This is a genomic window from Neobacillus drentensis (assembly GCF_036966985.1).
GTDB classification, from domain to species: Bacteria; Bacillota; Bacilli; order Bacillales; family Cytobacillaceae; genus Neobacillus; species Neobacillus drentensis_E.
This window is the reverse complement of the sequence record NZ_JBALSN010000539.1, coordinates 1-7,936: the sequence shown is the minus strand read 5'-3', so window position 1 is coordinate 7,936 and position 7,936 is coordinate 1. Positions and strand designations below refer to the sequence as shown.

Sequence of the window (7,936 nt, the reverse complement as noted above, 5' to 3'; positions counted from 1 at the left end):
CATGACTACTCATAAAACCGATATAAAAGATTTCACAATGAATTTTTTTAGCTTAAAAGGAAAAGTAGCCATTATCACTGGAGGAAATTCAGGATTGGGGCAAGGCTTTGCCTTAGCACTGGCAAAAGCAGGGGCAGACATTTTTGCAGTCAGCATCGCTGATGACAATGGTGAAACGAAAAACATGATTGAAGCAGAAGGCGTCCGGTACCATTTGATGATTGCAGACGTTACTCAAGAGGATGCTTGTAAAAAAATTGCAGAAGAATGTATCAATACATTTGGAAAAATAGATATCCTCATGAACAACGCAGGCATTTGTATCAATGAACCAGATGTGACGAAGTTTACTCGACTTCAATGGGATAAAATGGTCTCAATCAATTTAACTGCAGCGTTTGAATTATCTCATGAAGTGGCGAAGTATATGATTCCACAAAAAAGCGGGAAGATCATTAATACTTGTTCCTTGTTTTCCTACCTTGGAGGTCAATGGTCACCTGCATATGCGGCAACGAAACACGGTTTAGCAGGCTTCACAAAAGCATATTGTGATGAATTAGCTCAATTCAATATTCAAGTAAACGGTATTGCACCTGGCTATTTTGCTACTGCCGTTACTGTAGAGACTAGAGCGAATCCTGAAGCCAATCAACGAATTTTAGATCATATTCCTGCCAATAGATGGGGAAATATCTCAGATTTAATGGGTACAGTTGTATATCTAGCTTCAAACGCTTCCAATTATGTAAATGGAACTCTCGTGAATGTTGATGGCGGATACTTAGTACGATAACAAAATATAGAAATCGATAAAAGGAGAAATGCTGCGATGACGAATGAACAATTATTAAAAGAAGAAACTACGAAGATTAAAGAACAATTGTTAAAAGAATTAGAGGTAATTATTTCAATCGAACAAATAAATACCGATCATGAAGCATTATATGATGCATCTTCTGACCGATATAAAAAATATGCAAAAGCTAAAAAGGTCCTTGACGTTCCAATGCCAATGGCGATAGTATATCCACACTCTACAGAAGAAGTACAGGCACTTCTGCAGTTCTGTAATGAACACAAGATCAATGTGATTCCTCGTAGTGGAAAAACAGCTACAGAAGGCGGTCTGGAAAACTGGAAAGAAATCGCTATGGTTATCGATGGGTCAAGAATGAATAATATCATTAAAATCGATCCATATAACATGCAAGCAACTGTCCAAGCAGGTGTAAAACTACAAACATTGGAAGATGAGCTGCGTAAAATTGGTTACACAACTGGTCACTCTCCACAGTCTAAACCAGTTGCACAATTTGGTGGATTATTGGCAACAAGAAGTATTGGACAATTCTCCACTTTATACGGTGCGATTGAGGATATGGTTGTTGGATTAGAATGTGTATTTCCAAACGGTTACATTTCTCGAATCAAAAATGTTCCAAGAAGAGCTGGAGGACCGGATATTCGACACATTGTTATCGGCAATGAAGGAACATTATGTTATATCACAGAAGTTACGGTGAAAATTTTTAAATACTATCCTAAAAACAATGTGTTCCATGGTTATTTATTAAAAGATGTTGATACGGGTATTAAAGTTTTAAGAGAAGTGATTACAAACGGCTTTAGACCATCTGTGGCACGTGTTTATTCTGAAGAAGACGCAAGACAACATTTCTCTCATTTCTATAAAGACAAATGTGTGTTGATTTTTATGACAGAAGGGCCAGCTGGTATTGTTAAGGCAACGAATGAAGCAATTGAAGAAGCGGTTGCTAAATTCCAAGATGGAATCGTTGAAAAAGTAGAAGACCAATTAATCGAAAATTGGTTTAATAACTTGAATTGGACGCAGGGACACATTGATCGTGAATTCCAAACAATGGTTGATCATCATAAGCATGATGGTTTTACAACGGAAGTATCAGCTGACTGGGAAAACATTACAAAGATTTATCACAATGTAATGAAAAGAGTTATGGAAGAGTTTGACAGAATTGAAGATATAACCATGCTTGGTGGACACTCATCCCATAGTTATCTAAATGGAACCAATATGTACTTTGTTTATAACTATAATATTAATTGTGCACCAGAGGATGAAATGAGAATTTATCATCATCCAATCCATTCCATTATTATTGAAGAAACATTGAAACTTGGCGGTTCCATGTGCCACCACCATGGTATTGGAAAATATCGTACCGAGTGGACAGAAGAAGAGCATGGATCTGCTTACTATATGTTAGAAAAATTAAAAGAAGCTTTTGACCCTAATGGCATCATGAATTTTGGTACAATCTACCCTCAAGAAGAGGGCATAAAATATATAAAAGGTTAATAAAAGGTGATTATATGAGCGGGTATGTAATGGGGATTGATAATGGCTCGCAAAGTACAAAAGTAGCCATTTATGATGTTGAAGGTAATGAAGTTGCTTTCGGATCTTTTCAATTAAAAGAAACTCTATCACCTGAGCCAGGGGTTGTCATCCATCCCGAAGATGATTTATGGGACAGTGTGTACGGAGCTATTAAAAATTGTCTAGCCCATTTTACTGGCAATCCTAAAGACATTGCTGGAATTGGACTTTGTACAATTAGATGTTGTCGTGTTTTATTAAAGGAAGATGGCCATCTAGCTTATCCTGTGATAAGCTGGATGGATTCCAGACTTAACAAGCCATATGTACATTCTGATGATCAAGTAAAGTATGTGACGACTACCTCTGGTTATCTAGGCTTTCGGTTGACAGGGGAATTTAAAGACACTGCTTCCAATTATGAAGTTCACTGGCCATTGGACCGCGAAACGTTGGATTGGTCGAAAGACGAGGAAGTATTTGAGGCAAATGGATTGCAAAAAGACATGGTATTTGATCTTGTAAAACCAGGCGAAAAGCTGGGAATGCTGAGACAAGAATTGTTCGAAGAGTTTGGTTTCCATCATGATATACCAGTAGTAGCGACAGCTAACGATAAAGCTGTAGAGGCGCTGGGTTCCGGAATTAAGGACGAAGGTACCATCATGATCTCGCTTGGAACATTCATTTCGTCCATGCTGTTACGAAATGAATTTAAGGAAAATGCCTTTAATTTCTTTCCAACGCTTGCATGTATTCCATTTAAATATGTTTATGAATCAAATGGAATAAGACGTGGTATGTGGACTGTGAGTTGGTTTAAAAAGCTGATTGGTGAAGAACTCGTTACAGAAGCAAGAAAACTAGGTGTATTGGAAGAGGAATACTTGAATATGAAAGCACAAGATGTTCCAGTCGGCAGTGACGGTCTGATTACCATTTTAGACTGGTTATCGACACCATCTATACCATATCGAAAAGGTGTCATGATTGGTTTTGATCAGCGCCATACAAAATACCATATATACCGTTCAATTTTGGAAGCGATTGCTTTTAATATTAAAAACAATATTGATGATATGTTAGAGGAAATAGACGTACAGCTAAATGATTTAGTCGTAATAGGCGGGGGCTCCAAAAGTGATGTGATAATGCAAATTATTGCGGATCTTTTTGGATTGCCAGTTCACAGGCGTGCAGGCAGCAGTAGTGCGTGTTTAGGAGCTGCTATATGTGTCTGCCAACATCTATCGATTTACAAAGATTTTTATGAGGCTGCAAGTAAAATGGTTAAAACTCAACAAACGTTTATACCGAACCAAAAAAATAACGTACTCTACAATACCATTAACGATACTGTCGTTAAAAAGGTGAGAGTTCATACCGATGAAATTTTAAAACTATCTTATCCCATTTTTAGTTAAGAAAAGAGTGATTTTGTGGCAGAGAAAAATTATAAAAGGTATTTTCAATTTTTCCTCATTGTTTTAGCAGCAGGATCGATATTTCCACTTATCTATTTAAAAACAAATTATCAAGAAACGATTTTGGAAGTATACGGAATAACTCTTAAACAATTAAATGGCATTTTTTCCGTTTTAGGTGTGGCTTATCTTGTGGGATACTCTCCAAGTGGCTGGCTTGCTGATCGATTTTCCGCAAAAAAACTTTTATTCATTTCACTTTTGGTTTGTGGACTTACCGGACTATGGTTTGCTCAAGTTCCGAGCTATTCAATGGTTTTAGTGATATTTGGTATTTGGGGATTTTTTTCAGTATTCACCTTTTGGGCAGCTCATTTAAAACTTGTAAAGTTAATTTCTAAAAAGGAAGAAGAAGGAAGATTTTTTGGTGCTTTAGATGGTGGCCGTGGATTAGTAGAGGCCATATTAGCAAGTATCGCATTATTTATTTTTACAAACGTTTTGGGAGACAGTACAGAATTGGTTCATAAGAAAGAAGCGTTACAATTTGTGGTTTACATGTACTCTGCTGCGCTTATTTTGGTATCCGTACTCATTTTATTTTTTGTTAAAGAAGACAAATCTTCTATTAAAAAAGAATCTTCTTCTAAAGCGGCAGAAACCAGTAAAAAAATTAATGTGAACGATTTCAAACAACTATTCAGTAATAAGTTCATATGGCTGCTAGGCGGCATCATATTTATGTCTTATATTGTGACCTGGGCCGTATATTATCAGGGTGGATTTTTACAAACGAACATCAAAATTGATGCCGCAACTGTAGGTGAAGTGACTGTATTAATGCTTTGGATGCGGCCGATTGGCGGGTTGTTAGGCGGATTTTTAGGTGATAAATTTGGGAAAAGCAGTATCCTCATGATCGCCTTAGGGTTAGCTGCCACTTTTTTAATTGCTATATCAATCTTACCAATTACGATGCCTCTCATTTACTTTAAAATCCAAGTCGTCATGATTGGTTTAATGATTTATACCATTAGAGGTCTTTACTGGTCGTTACTTGGAGATTGTAAGGTAGATGAAAAGATGCTCGGTCTGGCGATTGGAGTTGTATCCTTTATAGGCTATACACCTGATATTTTAATGCCTATCGTCAATATTGTATTGTTTAAAACATACGGACCTAACGGTGGATATAATGGATACTTCATCTTCTGTGCCTGCGCGGCTATCCTCGCTATTTTCATGACGTTAATCTTTAGAATGTCAGTAAAGAAGGAAGCTAGAAAATCAATTAAACCAGATGAACTCATTGCAAAAAATGCATAATAGATTATTGTGATAAGGGTGCTCAAAGATCGTGACATCAAACGATTTTTGAGTCACCCTTTTCTATTAGAGGGGAGCAACTTGATCTAATCAAACGTTTGATTAGTCTTTTCAAATAAAAAAGTTGGATATTTTTTTATTTGAAATAATTTGAATATTAGTATAATAGGTGGAGATATTGTAATCATGCTATTTAAAAAGTTGGAGGTCAGATGAAGTTTTTACTTTTTATCCGTGGAATACTACATTCTATTTCTAAAAGTATCACCAAAAAATATCTTATCTGGTTTTCTATTATTCTTATTATCCCGATACTCATCATCTTTCAAATCATTATTGGTTACGCAAATTGGCTTATTGAAGAAGATATTTTGAAAAAGAATATGCTAAGTACCGATGCGTTGGCTGAACGCATTAATTCTGAATTATCGGATGTCGTCTTACAGCTGCAGTTAATTGCAGGAAATGATGAAGAATCCGAAATAAGCAACTCCAAAATGTACAATCGTGCAGAACGTATCATTTCTAGAAGTGCTATTGTACAATCCATTTATTTTATCGATAAAAGCCATCAGGTCCTTTTTGAAGCTCCCTTTTCACCAAATCTTAAATCACAATATTATTTTTATCCCGAATTTAATAAGACACGTGTTAGCAATAACTATGTGGTTTCCAATATGGTTAAAAATTTTCATGGAAAGAAAGTTGTAATCGTCTCGGTTCCAGTTATTGATGGGAAAAAGGGGTTAAAAGGTGTATTGGTGGCAGAAATCAGTAGAGAATATCTTTCCTCTATTATCAAAGGCATAAGTACCACACGAAGTGGATTTAGCTTTATTCTAGACAAAAATGGATATGTTATCTCCTCAACAAATGTACGAGATATAGGGAAGAATTTTTCAGTTCATCCTGCTGCATTAAGATTATCAAAGGGCCTTTCAGGGTTTATTAGGGAAGATATATCAGGAGAAACAAGTATCCTCTCTTATAAAGCACTTTGGGATCAATGGGGACTAGTGTTAGGGGTTCCTGAAAAGGTGGCTTTCCAGCCTATATTTAAACTTTCTATTGCCTTAACGTTAAGCTTTATAGGAATACTTACCTTATCTATCTTTTTAATTGTTTTAGGTACGAAAAAACTTCTTACTCCGATTGTCCGGTTAACTCAATTAGCTAGTCATTTCGATGAAAAACAGTCGATAGAAGAATTGAAGAGGGTAAAAGTTGACTCTCAGGATGAATTGGGAATATTGATGAAAAAGATGATTGATTTAGGGATTAGCAACATTGAGAAAAAGAAGATACTCGAGGAAAAGGAAAGGTATTTATATGACGTCATTGAAGGCATTCCATATGCGATACTCACTCTAGATAATGATGGCATCATAACTCATCCTAATCTTAATTTTGAACGACTAACAGGCATTTCTCGTGAGGAACTTAAGGGAAAACATACGTCTTCATTACCGCTTAAATACGGGCAAGCTGATTTTCTATCATTAAATAGTTTACATATAGACAATCCCATTGAAGAAATGGAAACCTACATTATTGATGCCGATCGTCGAAAAAGGATTGTTAAAGTGGTTACTTCTAAATTTTATAATGAAAGAAAGGAGAGTATTGGTTATATTTCAGTTCTCCAGGATATTTCACAACTAAAGTTATTCGAGGAACAGATTAGACAAAGTGAAAAACTTGCCTCCATTGGACAAGTTACAACTGGTATTGCTCATGAATTGAAAAATCCGCTTGCAATACTGTTAAGTTCTGCTGAATTGTTAAAAAAGGTATTACACGAACCTGCAAATGATGAACTGGTCGATATGTTGTCAAACGATATATATGATGAAGTAAAACGTATGAGTGGGATTGTAAGTGAATTTTTATCCTTTACAAGAATGAAAAATGAAGAAGAAAAATGGACAGAAATGAACCAATTAGTTGATAAAGTTCTTCATCTACTTCGAATTAAATTGAATGAAGCAAAAGTAGATGTATTAAAAGAATACCAAGTTAATAGTAGAAAAATCAAAGTTAAGCCCGAAAAACTAATGCAAGTGTTTCTTAATTTAATTTTAAATAGTATTGAAGCAATGCCTACAGGGGGAATATTGCAAATACATATTTATGAAAAAAACTCGGAAGGCCAGGAGTGGCTGGTTGTGGAAATTAAAGATTGCGGTCAGGGAATTTCTAAACATGATCTTGATTGGCTATTTAATCCTTTCTTTTCGACCAAGCCAAATGGCTCTGGGCTTGGATTAACAATAGCCAAGGATATCGTTAATGAACATAACGGGGAGATGGTGATCCAAAGTACGATTCATGCAGGAACATCTATTCAATGCAAGTTTCCAATCACTACAAAAATAGGAATATAGGGGGGACTAATTATGAGCTATTCTGTATTAGTTGTAGATGATGAAGTGAAATTATGTAGGAATATAAGCTTGTGGCTTAAAAGTGAAGGCTTTATCGCTCATCAAGCCCATACAGGACAAGATGCCATCGATTTGCTTAAGAGGGAGCCGATCGATGTTATGATTCTGGATTATATGTTATCAGATATGATTGGACAAGATGTCTTAAAGAAAGTAAAGGAAGGGTCTCCAAATATATCTGTTATTATGTTGACAGCTTATGGGAATGTGGAGAGCGCTGTAAACTCTATGAAATTAGGGGCTACAGACTATCTGAATAAACCAGTTGAATTGGCTATTTTAAAGGAGATTGTCGCAAAGATTTGCGAAAACATGCGAGTAAAACAAGAAAATCAGTTGTTAAAATATCAAGCTAGACAAAACTGGTCCCAGGAAGA

The 7,936-nt window shown here is 35.8% G+C and carries 6 protein-coding genes; all 6 read left to right on the top strand.

Going from position 1 to position 7,936, the window contains the following annotated elements; all coding sequences use genetic code 11:
• Position 1 precedes the first annotated feature (1 nt).
• Entirely contained in the window at positions 2-796 is a 795-nt protein-coding gene (locus V7659_RS27435) for an SDR family oxidoreductase (protein ID WP_335543243.1), read from the top strand.
• 36 nt (positions 797-832) lie between these two features.
• On the top strand, positions 833-2,344 hold the full coding sequence (locus V7659_RS27430) for an FAD-binding oxidoreductase (protein WP_335543242.1): 1,512 nt from the start codon (positions 833-835) through the stop codon (positions 2,342-2,344).
• Positions 2,345-2,358: 14 nt separating this feature from the next.
• A complete protein-coding gene (locus tag V7659_RS27425; RefSeq protein ID WP_335543241.1) occupies positions 2,359-3,789 on the top strand; it encodes an FGGY-family carbohydrate kinase in 1,431 nt (476 codons plus the stop codon).
• 15 nt (positions 3,790-3,804) lie between these two features.
• The gene (locus V7659_RS27420; RefSeq protein ID WP_335543240.1) at positions 3,805-5,115 is read left to right on the top strand and encodes an MFS transporter; all 1,311 of its coding nucleotides are present in this window, start codon (positions 3,805-3,807) and stop codon (positions 5,113-5,115) included.
• 212 nt (positions 5,116-5,327) lie between these two features.
• Complete coding sequence (locus V7659_RS27415; RefSeq protein ID WP_335543239.1) at positions 5,328-7,499, top strand: sensor histidine kinase; 2,172 nt, start codon at positions 5,328-5,330, stop codon at positions 7,497-7,499.
• Between the two features lie 12 nt (positions 7,500-7,511).
• Positions 7,512-7,936 (top strand): response regulator (locus V7659_RS27410; RefSeq protein ID WP_335543238.1); only part of this gene is annotated, 425 nt, incomplete at its 3' end.

What these genes read in the sequence shown, in the direction of transcription:
- V7659_RS27415 (WP_335543239.1), top strand. Translation starts at nt 5,328, where the DNA reads ATGAAGTTTTTACTTTTTATCCGTGGAATACTACATTCTATTTCTAAA.
- V7659_RS27435 (WP_335543243.1), top strand. Translation starts at nt 2, where the DNA reads ATGACTACTCATAAAACCGATATAAAAGATTTCACAATGAATTTTTTT.
- V7659_RS27430 (WP_335543242.1), top strand. Translation starts at nt 833, where the DNA reads ATGACGAATGAACAATTATTAAAAGAAGAAACTACGAAGATTAAAGAA.
- V7659_RS27425 (WP_335543241.1), top strand. Translation starts at nt 2,359, where the DNA reads ATGAGCGGGTATGTAATGGGGATTGATAATGGCTCGCAAAGTACAAAA.